This window comes from Mesorhizobium sp. LjRoot246 (genome assembly GCF_964254115.1).
Classification (GTDB): domain Bacteria; phylum Pseudomonadota; class Alphaproteobacteria; order Rhizobiales; family Rhizobiaceae; genus Mesorhizobium.
In genome coordinates this window covers 644,450-660,316 of sequence record NZ_CAXUSN020000001.1, presented here as the reverse complement: position 1 = coordinate 660,316, position 15,867 = coordinate 644,450, and the positions used below count along the sequence as shown (strand labels likewise).

Below are 15,867 nucleotides of genomic sequence, written 5' to 3'. Positions count from 1 at the left end.
TCAGTCTCCCTGTTGACCTTTTTCAGGCTCGGTTTTGATGAGAACGGAGGCTTTTGACCTCTTGCTCCCCTCTATAGCGGAAAGGGCCGGCCGCAGCTTCTGGCCGGCCTCTTCCAGTATCTTCCGCGCCGCGTCGGCGCTGTCGGCGCCGGCGGCAAGCAGAATGGCGGTCTTGACCGCGCCGCCGCTCTTCTCGAGCAGGCGGGCCGCTTCGTCCGTGCCGCGCCCGCTGACGGCGGCGACGATGCGCGCCGCGCGGTCGCGCAGCTTGATGTTGTCGGCCGTCAAATTGACCATGTAGCCGTCATGCACATGGCCGAGATGGACCGCGGTCAGCGTCGACAGCATGTTGAGCGCGATCTTCTGGGCGGTGCCGGCGCCCATGCGCGTCGAGCCGGCGATCAGCTCCGGCGGTGTTTCGAGCAGGATGGCGACGTCGGCCAGACGCAACAGCAGCGAGTTGCCGTTGTTGGCAATAGCGATTGTGGCGGCGCCCTGAAGCCGCGCGTCCTCGATGGCCCGCACCGCATAGGGCGTCGTGCCGCTGGCGGAAATGGCGATCAGGCAGTCGCCCTTGCCGAGGCCGGCCTTGGCGACCGCTGCCGCGGCCTCCTCGGTATCGTCTTCGGGTCCACCGGCCAGTGTGCGGAAGGCGTCGTCGCCGCCGGCGATCAGGATGGCGATGCGGTCGCGGTGAATGCCGAAGGTGCCCGGTAGCTCCAGCGCGTCGGCCAGCGCCATCAGGCCGGAGCTGCCGGCCGCTGCGTAAGCGAGCTTGCCGCCGCTGTTCAGCCTGCCGGCGATGATCTCGGCCGCCCTGGCGATGGACGGAATGGCCTGGCGCACGACCCTGGCGGCTTCGATCTGCGCATCGGCCAAATAGGAAAGGATGGCGTCCGGGGCCTGGATATCCAGCCCCTCGGCATTCTGGTGAAGCGCTTCGGTGCGCGTTTCGGCCATCCCAGTCCCTCCAATACCAGAACAATACCAAAAAAATACCACTTGTCCACACGCATTAACGAATTCGCTGACCGGAAAACGCTAAGCCGGCGAAATGCCTAGATTTTTCAATAAAATACGGCTTAATCTTTTTGAAACGGAAATTAACCCTTGGCTATTGGTATTTTATTGGTATTATCCGCCCGGAGGAGAAATTACGTGAATTTCGTGCTCGGCATAGATGGCGGCGGCACCAGCTGCAGGGCCGCCCTGGCAACAGCGGATGGCACGGTCGTTGGCCGCGCCAAGAGCGGCGCCGCCAACATCCGCACCGACCTGACCGGCGCCCGCTCGAACATCGTCGAGGCCGCCAGGCAGGCGTTCATCGCCGCCGGGCAGGATGCGGAACTGATCCCGCAAACACCGGCCATTCTCGGCCTTGCCGGCGCCAATGTCGGCACCTACCGGCAGCAGCTCGAAGCGATCCTGCCGTTCAGCATCAGCCGTGTCGAGACCGATGCCGAAATCGCGCTGGAAGGCGCTGTCGGCTCCGGTGACGGCGCCATGGCGATCCTCGGCACCGGCACCGCCTATATGGCGCGCAAGAACGGCAAGTCGCGCGCCATCGGTGGCTGGGGCTTTCAGGTCGGCGACCAGGGCAGCGGCGCCCGCATCGGCCGCGACCTGCTCGAACAGACACTGCTTGCCTATGACGGCGTCCGCGCCGGCTCGCCGTTGACGCAAAGCATGCTGGCCGTCTTCCGCAACAATCCGGAGGACGTCGTCGAATTCACCACCAATGCCAAGCCAGGCGATTTCGGCGGCTTCGCACCCAAGGTGTTCGAGCATGCCGAGAAGGGCGACAGTGTCGCCAACTGGATCCTGGACAGGGTGGTCGCCGATGTCGAGGCCTCGCTCGGCGCGCTCGATCTCGCGGACGACGCGCCGCTTTGCCTGCTCGGCGGGCTGGCCCCGCTCTACGCGCCGCGCCTCTCGGCGCGCTACCGGGCACTGCTGAAGCCGCCGCTCGACGACGCGCTGGGCGGCGCCGTGCAGATGGCGGTCCGCCTTTTCGCCGGACATGCGGAGGCGGTTCGATGAGCGAGGCCGCCGACCAGATCTTCGCCACGCTGAAACATCAGGCGCAGAGCGGCGCGCCGCTCTATCTGCAGCTTCGCAAGAGCATAGAGGACGCGGTCAATCGCGGCCTGATCGGGCCGGGCGACGCGCTGCCTTCCGAGCGCGACATCGCCACCAAGGCCGATATTTCGCGCGTCACCGTGCGCAAGGCGGTGCAGGATCTGGTCAAGGGCGGCATCCTGGTCCAACGGCACGGTTCCGGCACCTTCGTGGCGCCGCGTATGGAGCGTGTCGAACAGTCGCTGTCGCGGCTGACCTCGTTTACCGAGGACATGGCGCGGCGCGGCATGGCGGTGCGTTCGGCCTGGCTCGATCGCGGCCTTTACGCACCTTCGCCCGACGAGATGATGGTGCTCGGCCTGTCGTCGAGCGAACTGGTGGCGCGCGTGGCGCGCCTGCGTATTGCCAACGACACGCCGCTGGCGATCGAACGTGCCTCGCTGTCGGCCAGCGTGCTGCCCGATCCGGCCGATATCGGCTCCTCGCTCTATGCGGCGCTGGAACTGACCGGCAACCGGCCGGTGCGGGCGGTGCAGCGCATCTCCGCCGCCAATCTCGGCGACAGCGACGCGCGCCTGCTGGAAGTGCCGCCCGGTATTGCCGGCCTGCACATCGAACGCATTTCCTATCTGGCGAGCGGCAAGGTGATCGAATTCACCCGCTCTATCTATCGGGGCGATGCCTATGATTTCGTCGCCGAACTGCGGCTGACAGGGCCAAGCGAAGAGGGCCGACCATGAGTACAGAGCCAATCAAGTCGACGGAGCCGACCCATATGCGGCGCGAGATCGAGGAGATCCCGCAAGCCGTCGCCCGCCTGCTCGATGGCTCCGGCGCAGTGCTGACCGAGGCCGGGCGCGGCATCCGCGAGCGCGACCCGCAGTTCGTCGTCACCGTGGCGCGCGGCTCGTCCGACCACGCCGCCACCTTCATGAAATACGCCGTCGAGCTGACCGCGGGCCTGGCCGTGGCGTCGGTCGGGCCGTCGATCGCCTCGATCTATGGCCGCAAGCTCAGGCTCGCCGGCTCGGCCTGCCTGGCGATCTCGCAATCGGGCAAGAGCCCCGACATCGTCGCCATGGCCGAGACGGCACGGGCCGGTGGCGCACTGACCATCGCCATCACCAACACCGCCGATTCGCCACTGGCGCGTGCCTCGGACTATGCCATCGATATCCTGGCCGGCCCCGAGCGCAGCGTGGCGGCAACCAAGACCTTCATCAATTCCGCCGTCGCCGGTCTCGCTTTGATGGCGCATGCCACCGGCGACGATGCGCTGCTTAAGGCACTCGCCGGCTTGCCGGAGCATTTCCGCAAGGCGATCGAATGCGACTGGATGGGCGTGCTGGCCGAAACGATCGAAAAGCAGAAGTCGCTGTTCATCCTCGGCCGCGGACCGTCGGCGGCGATGGCCAATGAGGCGGCGCTGAAATTCAAGGAAACCTGCGGCATGCATGCCGAGGCTTATAGCGCCGCCGAAGTCATGCACGGCCCGCTGGCGCTGATCGGCCCCGATTTTCCGGTGCTGGCGCTGGCCGCGCGCGACGCGTCCGAACCGTCAATCGCGGAAGCCGCTGACAACCTGGCGGCCAAGGGCGCGCCGGTGTTCGTCACCTCCGCACTAGCCCAGCGCGCCGTGCGCCTGCCGCATGTCGCCACCGGCCATCCGCTGACCGACCCGCTGACGCTGATCGTTTCCTTCTACATGTTCGTCGAGGCCTTTGCCCGCCATCGCGGCCTCGATCCGGACGCGCCGCGCAATCTTCGCAAGGTGACGGAGACCGTATGAGCGACCGTTTTGCCCTGACTGGTGCCCGGATTTTCGACGGCGACGACTGGCATGAAGGCCATGCGCTGGTCGTGCGCGACGGCCTCGTCGAGGCTATTTTGCCGACGAGCGCCATCCCCTCGGATGTCCGCGTCATCGATACCGGCGGCGGCGTGCTGACGCCGGGCTTCGTCGACTTGCAGGTCAATGGCGGTGGCGGCGTCATGCTCAACGACCACCCCGATGTCGTCTCGATCGAAACCATCTGCAGGGCGCATGCGCCCTTCGGCACGACGGCGCTGCTTGCGACACTGATCACCGACACGCCCGGCATCACCGCCGCCGCCGTCGCCGCTGGCGAAGCAGCGGCGCTGCGGAAGGTGCCGGGCTTCCTTGGCCTGCATCTCGAAGGCCCGCACCTGTCGGTCGCCCGCAAGGGTGCGCATGATCCGGCACTGATCCGGCCAATGACGGATGCCGACCAGGTGATGCTGATCGCGGCACGGCAGAAACTGCCGGTGCTGCTCACCACCGTCGCGCCGGAATCCGTCGAACCGGCACGCGTCGCGACACTCGCCAAGGCCGGTATCATCGTCAGCCTCGGCCATTCCGACACCGGCTATGCCACCGCCAGCACCTTCGCCGAAGCCGGCGCGAGCGTGATCACCCATCTGTTCAATGCAATGAGCCAGATCGGCAATCGCGAGCCCGGACTGGCGGGCGCGGCCATCGACATCGGCACCTTGTCCGCCGGGCTCATCGCAGACGGCATCCATGTCGATCCCGCCACCATCAAGATCGCGCTCCGCGCCAAGCAAGGTCCCGGCAAGATCGTGCTGGTCAGCGACGCCATGGCGACGATCGGCACCGACATGACCTCGTTCACGCTCAACGGCCGCACCATCTACCGCAGGGACGGCAGCCTGCGGCTTGCCGACGGAACGCTGGCGGGCGCCGATCTCGATATGATCTCGGCTGTTCGATACATCCATCGGGTTGTCGGGCTGGACCTTTCGGAAGCGCTGCGCATGGCCTCGCTCTATCCGGCGCAGGCGATCGGCCAGTCACACCGGCTCGGGCGCTTCGCCAACGGCACGGCGGCCGATTTTGTCTCGCTGTCGGATGATCTCGACATCAAAAGCGTGTGGATCGGCGGCGAAAGGGTTTTTGCAGCCGTTGCCGGCACTTTGCCCTAGGATCAAAACTCAATCAGCCGACCGCCGGAAATGGCCGAGATGGGCGGGTGCCGCCATTCATCTCGTCGACTGGGAACAAGAAAGTGGCGCCAGATCGAGACACCGGCACTGGACATGGCGAATGTTGCGATCCGTGCTAGAATTGGGCCGTTGGGGGTCTTGATGAACGATACCGACTACGTGCTGGGGCATGCCGAGGCGGAACTGCGCCGTCTCAGTACCCAGGCACGACTGATCGATCCGATCACGCGTCGCTTTCTGGAAGCTGCCGGGATCGCAAAAGGTATGCGCATACTCGATATCGGCAGCGGGGCCGGCGATGTCGCGTTTCTCTGCGGCGAACTCGTCGGGCCGACTGGCGAGGTTGTGGGCACTGACCTTGCCCTTGCAGCTGTCGAACGGGCGGAACTACGCGCCAAGAATGGCGAGTCCGGCAGAATCTCCTTCAGACACGGCGATCCGGCTGAACTGAATTTTGACCAACCCTTCGATGCGATAGTTGGTCGCTACGTCCTTCAATTCATACCCGATCCAGCACAGTCGCTCCGACAGATCGTCCGTCATTTGCGGCCTGGTGGGATTGTCGTATTCCACGAACTTGACTGGGATGGCGCCCGTTCGTCGCCCCCGTCGCCAACATACGATCAGGTATGTGGGTGGCTCAGCCGCACAATCGAAGGGGCGGGAGCGCAGGTGCGCCTTGGTGCGCGACTTGCCTCTTTGTTCGAAGAGGCTGGTTTACCCTCGCCGATCCTGAGGTTGGAGGCGGTCATCTCGTCAGGACCACGGGGCGGTTGACGTTGTGCGCCTCGTGACCGATCTCGTGGAGACACAATTGCCGACCATGGAGAGGTTGGGGATCGTGGCAGCTTCGCAGGTCGAGCCCCCTACACTCGCTGACCGTATCCTTTCGGAGATCGGTGCCGGCGGCACGCTGATGGGGCGATCGGAAATAGGGGCCTGGGCCACCAAGCCGGAGTGAACGCACGCGACCCACAATGTTGGCCCTGGAGAAGTCCATGGATGACGTCGATTGGGAGCGGTGTCGTCGGGCTCTCCATCGCCAGGGCGCTCGCCCTGTCGGGCCGTGAGGTGCTTATTAGCCGGCCTCATAGAGCCCCTTGTAGGTGTCGCGCAGCAGATTCTTCTGCACCTTGCCCATGGTGTTGCGCGGCAATTCGTCGACGAAGATCACCCGTTTCGGGTGCTTGTATTTCGCCACGCGTTCGGCGATGGCACCGAGAATCTCGGCCGCGGTGATCTGCGATGCCGGCGCCCGTACGACGACAGCGGTGACGCCTTCGCCGAAATCCGGATGGGCAACGCCGATGACGGCGCTTTCGCTGACCCCGTCCAGCGCGTCGATCTCGCTTTCGAGTTCCTTCGGATAGATGTTGTAGCCGCCGGAAATGATCAGATCCTTGCCGCGCCCGACGATGTGGACATAGCCGTCGGCGTCGATGATACCGAGATCCCCGGTGATGAAAAACCCATCGGCGCGGAATTCCGCTTTGGTCTTCTCCGGCATGCGCCAATAGCCGCCGAAGACGTTCGGACCTTTGACCTCGATCATGCCGATCTCGCCCTGGGCAAGCGGCCTGCCACTGTCGGGATCGGCGATGCGAAGTGTTACACCTGGCAACGGAAAGCCGACCGTACCGGCGCGCCGCTCGCCCTCATAGGGGTTCGAGGTGTTCATGTTGGTCTCGGTCATGCCATAGCGTTCGAGGATCGCGTGGCCGGTGCGCTCGCGCCAGTCCTTGTGCGTCTCGGCCAGCAGCGGCGCCGAACCGGAAATGAACACACGGATGTTTTTCGCTGCCTCACGGTCCAGCCGATCCTGCTGCAGCAGGCGCACATAGAAGGTCGGCACGCCCATCAGGGCGGTGGCGCGCGGCAGCAGCGAGACGATGCGGGCGGGATCGAACTTCTGCTCGAACAGCATCGAGGCGCCAGCCATCAGGATGACGTTGGTGGCGACGAACAGGCCGTGCGTGTGGAAAATCGGCAGCGCGTGGATCAGCACATCGTCTCCGGTGAAGTGCCAGTGGTCGACCAGCACGCGCGCGTTGGAGGCGAGGTTCTCATGGCTGAGCATGGCGCCTTTGGAGCGGCCGGTCGTTCCCGACGTGTAGAGGATCGCCGCGAGGTCATCCGGCCCGCGCGCCACGTCATGAAAATCGGACGGCAGCCGCGAGGCCTGATCGGTTAGCGATCCCTGGCCATCGCGGCCGAGCGTGACGGTGGTGGCGCCTGATTTTTGCGCCAGCACTTCGATGTCGGCCGCCCTGGCCGGATCGCAGACGACCAGGCGTGGCTCGGCATCACCGAAGAAATACTCCAGCTCGGCCAGCGTGTAGGCGGTGTTGAGCGGCAGGAAGACGGCGCCGGCGCGCAGGCAGGCAAGATAGAGCAGCACCGCTTCCGGGCTCTTTTCGACCTGCACGGCAACGCGGTCACCCGGTTCGACACCCAGTTGCAGGAGTGCATGCGCCAGTTGCGCCGAGCGCGCCAGCATATCGCCATAGGTGAGCGAACGGCCATCATCGGTTTCCATCAGCAGGCACCCTGGCGCCGGCATCCGGGACCGGAACGCATCGAACAGATGATTGCTCATGAAGACTTCCCTGGGTGGCGGAACGGCGGGCCTGCGGATGCGCCTGAAGCAGCATGCATCGGCGGCAAAGCGTTCGCGGTTCCTGGCCGCGCCGTCAAGACCGCGGACAGCGTTTCACGCCTGTCGTGGCAATGCCAAAGGTTGCAAGCAATGGGCGGCAAGAGACCACCGGAGAACCCGCTATCGCCGGGCGCGCCTAGCCCTGCCGGCGACCGCCTCTAATTCTTCGCCCTGGCTGAAGCGTTTCATGCACATGGCGGCGGTCAGCTGATAGTGATTGATCAGCGCCTCGACAGCACCGTCGGCATTGCCGTCCAGGGCACATTCGGCGATCAGGCGGTGCTCGCCGAAATCGTCGCGTTGGGCGCCTTCGACGTCATTGGCCATTTGCCGGTAGCGATAGGCGTGATCGGAAAGCTGGTCGCAGAACCCCACCAGCCATTGCGACCGGCAGGCCGAGATCAGCACCCTATGGAAGATGCGGTGCAGCCGCTCCCAATCCGGATTGAGCGAGACGAGGTTCTGCGGCGAAAGACGTGATGCGCGCCCCAGGCGATGCAGCGCCAGCACGAGTTGCTCTTCCCATTCGGCGGTGCGGTGGGCAATGGATTCGCGAAGCGCCCGCTCTTCGAGCCAGCAGCGGGTGCGCGTCAGTTCTTCGAGCTCTGACGCGCTGACCGGCATGATGAAGAAACCACGCTGGTCGTGGCGGCCGAGAAGCCCCTCCGAGGCGAGGCGATTGAGGGCCTCGCGGACCGGGGAAGCGCCGGCTCCATATTTGGAAACCACCCATTCGACCCGCAGCTTGCTCTCGGCTTCAAGAACACCACCGAGAAGGTCGTCACGCAATTGCTGGTAGACCGTGGTGGCAAGCGTGCTTTTGGGTCCTGCACCGTCGTCGTTCAGATTGGCAGCACCGTATGTCAAAGCGACTCCTTGTTCCCAAAACTTGTCTTGGGCAATTCGAGTCCGAAAGCATTCGCCTTTTCGTACTTGTACCATATATCGCCGGCCATCGCGTGCTCAAGCAGAAGATCACGCTATTGTACTTTAGCACAAAGGAATATACGGCATTCCGGCGTTCGATGCTGCAATTTCGCGCATTCGTCGCAACCTGCGGAAACTTAACATGTTTTGTATGCACGCAGGATCGTCCGTTCTTTGTACGCGCGCAATCATCTGTTCTGCCGTGCGTATAGGCGAGGCAGCGAATCGAATCAGTCGGCACTCCACTTCCGGATCAAAGGACAGAGCGTGGCCTTCATGGGCTGGCCACCGAAGCCGCCAGCCGGCAAGTGAGATCAAGGACGAACGCCGAGGGAGAAGGCAGTGGGTTAGCCGGCTGCGTTGTCGGCTGCCGTCCTGATCGCCTGGATGTTTTGCCGGTAAGCTTCGACGCTGTCGCCTTTGAAGATGGCGGCGCCCGCCACCAGCACGTCGGCCCCGGCGGCGGTGACCAGCGGCGCGGTTTCGGCCGAAACGCCACCGTCGATCTCGATGCGGATCGGCCGATCCCCGATCAGCGCCTTGACCCGCTTCACCTTGTCGACAATCGCCGGAATGAAGGCCTGACCGCCGAAGCCCGGATTGACGGTCATGATCAGGATCAGATCGAGCCGGTCGAGCACATATTCGATCACCGTTTCCGGGGTCGCCGGATTGAGCGACACACCGGCCTTCTTGCCAAGGTTCCTGATGGTCTCCAGCGAGCGGTCGAGATGCGGCCCGGCCTCGGCATGCACCGTCAAGCCGTCGCAGCCGGCCTCGGCAAAAGCGGCCAGATAGGGGTCGGCCGGGGCAATCATCAGATGGCAGTCGAAGAAGGCCTTGGTGCGGTTGCGGATCGCCTTGATCACCGGCGGGCCAAAGGTGATGTTGGGGACAAAGTGCCCATCCATCACATCGAGATGTATCCAGTCGGCGCCGGCCGCCGCCACCGCTTCGACCTCATCGCCGAGCCTGGAAAAATCCGACGCCAGCACCGATGGTGCGATCAAGGTCTTTCTGCTCATAGGTCCGGCCTTTCCGAGCGCCCTTTTCGTCCGGCCACTCTATCGACTGCCTAATGCGCTGTGGGTGACTTGTCGAGGGTACCGGCAACAGCGGCTCCACAGCCTGGGTGACGGTGCGGATATTCGATCGCATTGCAACCATTCCCGCTTGCCCCGGAGCCACGACGGGAAAACCCGCCGGATTGCGCCGGCGGGTTTCTGGTCTCGTGTCGAGCAGATGGTTATTGCTCCTGGAGTTTCAGGATTCTGTCTGGAACCGGATCCTGCTGCTGTTCGACCTGCGGCCTGCGCCGCGGCAGCACCTGCTGCAGCAGCAGGCCCGGGTTGAGCTCCAGCGACGGTTGCCCGCGGACCGGCCGGCAGTTCGGATACCGCCCGATCGTGCCTTCAGGGCAGCGCCGCCTGATGATCGGCTGGCACTGGCCATTGATCATCTGCGAGCCCGGTGCGCATTCCACCTCCTGCCTGGGCCTGCGGCATGCGCCGTTGATCACCTCGGTGCCACGCGGACAGACACACTCGCCGCGCTTGTTGTGGACCTGGCCGCGTATGTCGCACTGCTCCTGCGTCGGCTGCTTGCGCCGGCAGGCATTGCCCTGCACCTCGGTACCCCTCGGGCAGACACAATTGCCGTTGGCGTCGTGGACCTGGCCACGGATGGTGCATTGGTCAGGCTTCGGCTGGATCGGGCGGCAAGCGCCATTGCGCACCTCGGTCCCTCTTGGGCAGACGCAGTCTCCATTCGCGTCGTGGATCTGACCACGGATCGTGCACTGCTCGGGCTTCGGCTGGATCGGGCGGCAGGCGCCATTGCGCACCTCGGTCCCTCTCGGGCAGACGCAATCGCCATCGGCATTGTGGACTTGCCCACGGATCGTGCACTGCTCAGGCTTCGGCCGGATCGGACGGCAGGCATTGTCCCTGACTTCCGTACCCCTGGGGCAGACGCAATCGCCATCCGAATTGTGGACCTGGCCACGGATGGTGCACTGCTCGGGCTTGTCGGTCCTGACGCATTTGCCGTTCTCGAGCCCGGTTCCGCGTGGGCAGACGCAACGTCCGTCCTCGGTGCGGATCTGGCCTTCGAGCAGCACGCAGCGCTTCGGCTGTTCCGGCTTCGGCACGATACCACCGCCCGGCGAGCACTGGCCGTTGCGATAGGTGGTGCCTTCCGGGCAGACGCAGCGCCCGGCGTCGTTCAGGACGAAGCCTGCCGAGCATTGCTTCTTCGTTTCCTGGCTGATGGTGAAGGGATGGCAGGCATAGGCCTTGCCGCGATCGCCCTGCACATTGGCCTGGTCGCCGCCAAGCACGTCACCGCCGCCTTGCACCCGCGTGTCGGGAGAGAGCACCCCGACGCAGTTCTGGCCGCTGACATTGCCCTGCAGATTGGCTAGGCGGCCGCCGTCGGGAATGACAACGGTTACATTGTGCACGCGGCTTTCGCCGGCACCGAGCGTCAAATTGGCAATGCAAGACAGCGGCAAGGTCGCCGGCTCCGGCGAGCAGCCGAAGGGCGGATCGATCGAGGTGATCTCAACGCCTTCCAGCCTGCCGAGACCCTCCACGCCGATCGCATCGCCGATGCGGACCGGCCCGGAGAAGGGGGTCGTCCCGTCATTGGTGATGGTGATCTCGAACGAGCAGGGTTGGCCAAGCCTGCATTCACGGTCGCCGGTCTTTTCGACACGGATGGTCGAAGAGCCGCCGCCCTTGGCGCAGGCCTGGCCGATCGGATAGACGATGTCGTCGCCCGGCGCCGGCCCATAGGAGCCGCGCGCGCAGTTCTCGAACGCGCCATTCGCCGAGACAGTCACGTCGAAGTGGCGGCTAGTTCCAGGTGTCATCACGGCCCCGGGAATCTGGCACGACAGCGCGTTGGCCGGAACCGGTCCGCACGCCCATTCCGCGCCGTCAGGGGTGACGGTCTGGATCTGGACGGGCGCGCCGCCGGCCACCAGCGTGGCGGCATCGTTGACCCGCACCGGACCGGTGGGGGCAGCGGTGCCAAGGCTGATGACGGTGATGCGGCAAGAGATGACCGCGGCACCGGCGAGCGAGCCGTTGCACACCTTGGTGATGCGCAGGGTCGGCTTGCCGCCATTGGGATGACGGAAGCGTTCCTTGGCGCAGGCCTTGTTGTTGGTGAGGTCGTTTTCACCGGGGATGGCCTTAGCCACCGCGCAATTCTCGACCGTGTCCGACTGGTAGCCGGCCGGCATGACCGCCTTGACGACGATCGGGGTCGAGGCGCCCGCAGGCAGCGAAATGCCCGCATTGTCGCAGCGGAACTGGCCGGGGCCATTCGGCCCGCATGTCCAGGGCGGGCTCGGGCCGAAGGTCGAGGTGGCTGGCGCGCCACCCGGATAGCTGTCGATCACCGTCAGCGGCCCATTATAGGTCGATGTGCCGTTGTTGATGATGTCGATCACGAAGTAGCAGATGCCGTCGGCCGTGCAGACCGGGACGCGGGCACGCTTCTTCAGGATCAGGTCGACCTTCTTCTCCACCGGCGGCCGGCAGTCGCGGTCACGGTCGCCACGCCGGCAGATCGGGATCGAGGCACAGCCGCGATCGTTTGACTGGCTGCCGAAAAGCGGCTTGCCGCTGGCGTCGTAATTGTAGGTGGCGCAGTTGCGCAAGACGCTGCCTTGCCAGCCTCCGGCCGGCTTGAAGCCGAGCTTGAGGTCGACGGAGGCCCCCGGGTTGAGCGTGGTCACCGGATAGGTGCACGTCATCGGGGTGGCGCCGGGTACGCAGACCCAGGGCGGATTTGGCCCTGAATCGAGCGTCGAGCCGGCCGGTAGCGTAACCTCGTCGAGCACGATCTTGCCGTGGTAGGCACCGGTGCCGACATTGGTGACCCTGATGGTGAAGTTGCAGCCGCCCCCCATCGTGCAACGCGTCACGTTGGCGCGTTTCTCGACTTTGAGGTCCGGCTCCTTGTCCTTGGGCGGGCACCTCTGGTCACGCGGGATGACGATGTCGATGGTCTGCGTGCAGCAAAGGCCCCAGCCTTCCTCCGGACCGGCATAGGTTTCGATGCCGGTGATGATGAGGTGGATGACGTCGCCGGGCGATGCGCCGACGATCTTCCAGTTGAGCACACCGCCGCCCGCCGGCACCAATTGGGTGTCGGGGATGATGGTGATGCCTGATGTGGTCGTCGAGACCTGCACCCACTTGCCGCCCATCTCCGGGCCGACCGGCATGTGGTAGATGAAGGCGCCGCCGCCGGGCACGCAATCGACCGTGCCGCGTTCCACCTTGAAGCATTCCTTGCCCGGAGGTGGCGGTGGCGGGTTGCATTTGGTAACGTCGATCTTGATCGAGGTCTTCACGCCGGTCTTGAAGTCGCCGTCGTCGGGTTTGCTCGGATCCTGCGACGGTATGATGGTCCCGGTGCCCGGCCCGGCCGTCACCTTGATCACGCCCTGGTTGTCGACAGCAGTCGGCGCGGGAAATGCCGCATGATCGATCTTGGCGGTGATCTTGAAGTTGATGACGCGCTCGTTGGGAGCGCCGACGCCGTCGAGATCGGCAGTGGAGATCCGGAAGTCGGAAACAACTGCCGTATCGTTCGGATTCGACGACGTGCTGATCGTTGCACCCGGCAGTGGTCCGCCGGACGAATCCGTGCCGTCGCCGGACACATTGACATTGACGATCTCAAGGCCGTGCGGAAGCTGGTCCTTGAAGTCGACCCGGACCTTCTTCAGCCTGGCCTCGAGGCTCGGGTCGGCAAGGCCTTGCGGATCGCCGCGCAAGCCGAAGCTCAGCGAATAGACGACGTAGTCGCAGCCTCGTTGAGTGCCTGTCTTGGTGAAGAAGGGTACGACCCGGTCGGGCCTCGGAGTGATGACGCGCGAACTGTCGAGATCGAGCTTCAGCTCCGGGGTGATCGGGGCAGCGTCTTCCGCAAAGCCTTGCACCGGGGTGAACATGGCGACCGCGATACCGGCCGCCATCAGCCAGCGCGCGCCGCGCCTGGCGTATGACAGAGGTTTCATGATCGTCTCCATGACGGATGTTTGAGCGTTCGTTGCGAGTGGGGAGAGTGCGAGATTTTTCATCTTCCCCTCCTCAACGTTCGCAGCTGACGGCTGGGGTTCTGAGCGGCAAAGTCATCTTGCAGCAAGGGTAGTAGCCACCCTTGTCCTTGTCGGACTTCCTGTAGAAGCAGAGCCCGACATCGACTGTGTCGCCCGGATAGTGGCCGGTGATGTCGATCGTGTAGGGCTTGCCGGGCGCATGCGACTGCTGGGTGGTTACCCCGACGCCTGGCGTCCTGGACTGGGCCTTGATCGAATCGCCGCCGAAGCCGGCATGGTCATGGAGATAGAGATCGGCCTCGAGGCCGGAAGGCGTGCAGTAGTACTGGACGTCCTCTACGTCGAGACACGGAGGCAGATTGCCGGGCGGTGGGAAGTCCGGCGGGTAGAAGGGGGGCAAATAGCCGCCCGGGATTTCTTCATAATAGCCGGCGCGGCCCTCGCAGGGGTGCCAGACGGCAACGTCGCCGACATGGCCCTCAACCTCCGGGTCTTCAAAATAGCCGTCGAAGTCGACGAACCAGGAGCCGAAGGGCGGCACATTGTCCGGCTTGACCAGCTCTTTCGGCGTGATCTGCACGCCATGCACGGCCAGCGGTCCACCGGCGGCGAGTTGTTCGGCGAAAGCCGGATTGTCGCGCAGCTTGTCGCCCGTGTTGACCAGCGTCTGCGTGCAGACAGAGGTGTCGAGATTGCCGTCGGCGTCATAGCCATATTGCAGGTCGAGGCCGCCGGCCGACTGCCGGTTGGACTGCGGGAAACCGACCGCATATTCCTGCGGCACTTCGACCCAGACCGATTCCGTTTCCGGATCGTCCGGGTTCTCTCTGAAGTAGCGGATGACCTCGCCTTTGCCGGAATCGGCGAATTGGCTGTAATCGTAACGGTTCTCGACCGGGCCGCGTTGGGCCAGGTACATGAAGCCGCTATTGTCGAAGGCGATGTCGGTGACGGCGTAATCCTTGTCGGCCTTGACCGTCAGTTCCCAGCGCGGGTCGTCGGCAAAAGTGCCGTCGCGGGCAATGCCCACCGACCAGATTTCCGACTTTCCGCCGACCGAATAGTAAAGCCGGCCGCCATGGTAGGAAACGCCCCAGACGCGCCGCTCGTCCTGCGTGTAGCCCCAGCTGTCGGGGTCTTCGCTGTCGAAGGCAGCGCCTTGTATGTCCATCACCGAACCATCGTCGGCGATCGGCGCCAGCCCATGCGCCGGACGGCCGGCAACGCCATGGTCGAAGCTGTCGATCAGCCTGCCGTCGGCATCGATGCGATGGATCAGGCCGGTGTCGAGGTCGGAAGCAAAGAACTGGCGGTGAGTGGCGTCGAAGGTGAGATTGCCGATGCCGGGACCGCTGTTGGTGTCGATGTCGGCGAATTTGGAGACCTGGCCGGTGACGCCGTCGATCTTCCAGACGGTGCCCGGCCCACCACCGTTTTCGGTGCCGAACTGGCCATCCATGAAGGTGGCGCCGGCAGCGCCGCGGCGCTGTCGCTCCGGCCTTCCATCATCGTCGGTATCAGGCGTGACGATGCGGATGCCGTGCAGCGAGCTGGCGCCGGCGTAGAGATTGGGAACGCCTGATGGAACGCCGTCGCGCACGCCGTCATCGTAGGTGACGCCGAACACCTGGCCGATCTGCTCCGCCGTCACCTCGAAAGGCGGCGGCGTGTTGACGAGCTGGCCGGCGGCCGGTCCGCCCAGATGCGAGACGTCGAACACGCGCAAGGTGGCGCGGGTGGTGTCGATGAAGGTTTCGTCGATCGGATCGACGCCGGGCGGCAAGCCCTCGTCGAAATTGGGGATGATGGTGCCGGAAAATCCGGTCACCGCCATCGAGCCGGGATAGATGATCTGGGTTTCCTGCGCCTGCGCGGCGCCACCCAGCCACAGGCCGGCGGCGAGCGCCAACACAGCGCGGCGCAGGCCGCCATCAAGAGACGACACGACCGAGCCGCGGATGCGAGACATGACCCTACCCCCCGTAGTCGACGGGAGAACGTCGGGTCTGGCCGCGCAAATCAGGGCAAGGCGCGGCGGTCCGGCTCGTTCTTCCCTGATCGAATTGTCTGCTTTCCTCAAAATCACGATACGCCTGCTCTTCCGCAGGGTCAACGGAATCAACGGAAAACCCAGCGCATCGAC

The 15,867-nt window shown here is 64.6% G+C and carries 11 protein-coding genes; 5 read left to right on the top strand and 6 right to left on the bottom strand.

The features are described from left to right. Positions 1–960, bottom strand: a complete 960-nt coding sequence (locus tag ACSQ3L_RS02985) for an N-acetylmuramic acid 6-phosphate etherase (RefSeq protein ID WP_436158576.1) — start codon at positions 958–960, stop codon at positions 1–3. A 198-nt stretch (positions 961–1,158) separates the two neighbouring features. On the opposite strand from ACSQ3L_RS02985, the gene ACSQ3L_RS02980 reads away from it, so the two are divergent. The 5 genes from ACSQ3L_RS02980 to ACSQ3L_RS02960 all read left to right on the top strand — a co-directional run bounded on the left by ACSQ3L_RS02980 (position 1,159) and on the right by ACSQ3L_RS02960 (position 5,841). Next, the gene (locus tag ACSQ3L_RS02980) at positions 1,159–2,040 is read left to right on the top strand and encodes a BadF/BadG/BcrA/BcrD ATPase family protein (RefSeq protein ID WP_436158575.1); all 882 of its coding nucleotides are present in this window, start codon (positions 1,159–1,161) and stop codon (positions 2,038–2,040) included. Continuing rightward, the gene (locus tag ACSQ3L_RS02975; RefSeq protein WP_027040192.1) at positions 2,037–2,819 is read left to right on the top strand and encodes a GntR family transcriptional regulator; all 783 of its coding nucleotides are present in this window, start codon (positions 2,037–2,039) and stop codon (positions 2,817–2,819) included. The genes ACSQ3L_RS02980 and ACSQ3L_RS02975 overlap by 4 nt, the downstream gene beginning before the upstream one ends. Beyond that, the gene (locus ACSQ3L_RS02970; RefSeq protein ID WP_436158574.1) at positions 2,816–3,868 is read left to right on the top strand and encodes an SIS domain-containing protein; all 1,053 of its coding nucleotides are present in this window, start codon (positions 2,816–2,818) and stop codon (positions 3,866–3,868) included. The genes ACSQ3L_RS02975 and ACSQ3L_RS02970 overlap by 4 nt, the downstream gene beginning before the upstream one ends. Beyond that, positions 3,865–5,043, top strand: a complete 1,179-nt coding sequence (gene nagA / locus ACSQ3L_RS02965; RefSeq protein WP_436158573.1) for an N-acetylglucosamine-6-phosphate deacetylase — start codon at positions 3,865–3,867, stop codon at positions 5,041–5,043. The genes ACSQ3L_RS02970 and nagA overlap by 4 nt, the downstream gene beginning before the upstream one ends. Before the next feature lie 162 nt (positions 5,044–5,205). Further along, entirely contained in the window at positions 5,206–5,841 is a 636-nt protein-coding gene (locus ACSQ3L_RS02960) for a class I SAM-dependent methyltransferase (RefSeq protein WP_436158572.1), read from the top strand. Between the two features lie 301 nt (positions 5,842–6,142). On the opposite strand, the gene ACSQ3L_RS02955 is transcribed toward ACSQ3L_RS02960, so the two are convergent. The 5 genes from ACSQ3L_RS02955 to ACSQ3L_RS02935 all read right to left on the bottom strand — a co-directional run bounded on the left by ACSQ3L_RS02955 (position 6,143) and on the right by ACSQ3L_RS02935 (position 15,693). Further along, positions 6,143–7,660: a malonate--CoA ligase gene (locus ACSQ3L_RS02955; protein ID WP_436158571.1), complete on the bottom strand. Its 1,518-nt coding sequence runs from the start codon at positions 7,658–7,660 to the stop codon at positions 6,143–6,145. 180 nt (positions 7,661–7,840) lie between these two features. Further along, positions 7,841–8,587 (bottom strand): GntR family transcriptional regulator, encoded by a 747-nt coding sequence (locus ACSQ3L_RS02950; RefSeq protein WP_436158570.1) that lies wholly within the window; start codon positions 8,585–8,587, stop codon positions 7,841–7,843. Positions 8,588–8,994: 407 nt separating this feature from the next. Beyond that, positions 8,995–9,672, bottom strand: coding sequence for a ribulose-phosphate 3-epimerase (gene rpe / locus ACSQ3L_RS02945; RefSeq protein ID WP_436158569.1), 678 nt, complete (start codon positions 9,670–9,672; stop codon positions 8,995–8,997). Between the two features lie 221 nt (positions 9,673–9,893). After that, a complete protein-coding gene (locus ACSQ3L_RS02940) occupies positions 9,894–13,745 on the bottom strand; it encodes a hypothetical protein (RefSeq protein ID WP_436158568.1) in 3,852 nt (1,283 codons plus the stop codon). A gap of 10 nt (positions 13,746–13,755) precedes the next feature. Next, positions 13,756–15,693, bottom strand: a complete 1,938-nt coding sequence (locus tag ACSQ3L_RS02935) for a hypothetical protein (protein WP_436158567.1) — start codon at positions 15,691–15,693, stop codon at positions 13,756–13,758. Positions 15,694–15,867: the final 174 nt, after the last annotated feature.

What these genes read in the sequence shown, in the direction of transcription:
- ACSQ3L_RS02935 (WP_436158567.1), bottom strand. Translation starts at nt 15,693, where the DNA reads ATGTCTCGCATCCGCGGCTCGGTCGTGTCGTCTCTTGATGGCGGCCTG.
- ACSQ3L_RS02975 (WP_027040192.1), top strand. Translation starts at nt 2,037, where the DNA reads ATGAGCGAGGCCGCCGACCAGATCTTCGCCACGCTGAAACATCAGGCG.
- rpe (WP_436158569.1), bottom strand. Translation starts at nt 9,672, where the DNA reads ATGAGCAGAAAGACCTTGATCGCACCATCGGTGCTGGCGTCGGATTTT.
- ACSQ3L_RS02955 (WP_436158571.1), bottom strand. Translation starts at nt 7,660, where the DNA reads ATGAGCAATCATCTGTTCGATGCGTTCCGGTCCCGGATGCCGGCGCCA.
- ACSQ3L_RS02960 (WP_436158572.1), top strand. Translation starts at nt 5,206, where the DNA reads ATGAACGATACCGACTACGTGCTGGGGCATGCCGAGGCGGAACTGCGC.
- ACSQ3L_RS02970 (WP_436158574.1), top strand. Translation starts at nt 2,816, where the DNA reads ATGAGTACAGAGCCAATCAAGTCGACGGAGCCGACCCATATGCGGCGC.
- ACSQ3L_RS02985 (WP_436158576.1), bottom strand. Translation starts at nt 960, where the DNA reads ATGGCCGAAACGCGCACCGAAGCGCTTCACCAGAATGCCGAGGGGCTG.
- ACSQ3L_RS02940 (WP_436158568.1), bottom strand. Translation starts at nt 13,745, where the DNA reads ATGAAAAATCTCGCACTCTCCCCACTCGCAACGAACGCTCAAACATCC.
- nagA (WP_436158573.1), top strand. Translation starts at nt 3,865, where the DNA reads ATGAGCGACCGTTTTGCCCTGACTGGTGCCCGGATTTTCGACGGCGAC.